At 56.6% G+C, this 537-nt stretch carries 1 protein-coding gene and 1 pseudogene; both read left to right on the plus strand.

Annotation, left to right across the window (positions count from 1 at the left end; translation table 11 throughout):
* Positions 1 to 121: 121 nt before the first annotated feature.
* The gene (locus J5M56_RS24120) at positions 122 to 358 is read left to right on the plus strand and encodes a DUF3820 family protein (protein WP_003227425.1); all 237 of its coding nucleotides are present in this window, start codon (positions 122 to 124) and stop codon (positions 356 to 358) included.
* 30 nt (positions 359 to 388) lie between these two features.
* A pseudogene (locus J5M56_RS24125) lies at positions 389 to 537 on the plus strand (class V aminotransferase); the annotation flags it as partial.

The raw sequence follows: 537 nt of genomic DNA on the forward strand, positions 1-537 counted from the left end.
TTCAATGACTTAAGAAAGATTGAACCATCTGTATGCTGGTTTTTTGCATGATCTGTCATTTGGCCTGCATGCAGAATGCCTGTATTTTCCAGGCTGTCATGTGAATCGATGAAGCGTGCTGATGAATCCGGAAAAACTCGAACTGCTGATCACCCGCGAGATGCCCTTCGGCAAATACAAAGGGCGGATCATTGCCGACTTGCCTGGCCCCTATCTGAACTGGTTCGCCCGTGAAGGCTTTCCCCACGGTGAACTCGGTGGCCTGTTGGCGTTGATGCAGGAGATCGACCACAACGGCCTGTCCGACCTGCTCGAACCGCTGCGCGCCAAACACGGCAAACCCGCCCCGCGCCACTGACGCGCCCTTCCCTCTTGAGCCTTGCCGACCATGCCTGACAACACCCGCCGCGCCTGTGACGAAGCCTTCTGGCAAACGTTTGCCGACCGATACGATGTGCAGCCCGGCCCGGTCAATCTGGAAAACGGTTACTTCGGGCGCATGTCGCGCACGGTGATCGAGGAGTACCAGCGCAATAT

Source organism: Pseudomonas sp. 51_B (assembly GCF_017491595.1).
GTDB lineage: Bacteria > Pseudomonadota > Gammaproteobacteria > Pseudomonadales > Pseudomonadaceae > Aquipseudomonas > Aquipseudomonas promysalinigenes.

Bases quoted from the DNA above. Each gene is read 5' to 3' on its own strand.
- J5M56_RS24120 (WP_003227425.1), top strand. From the start codon at position 122: ATGAATCCGGAAAAACTCGAACTGCTGATCACCCGCGAGATGCCCTTC.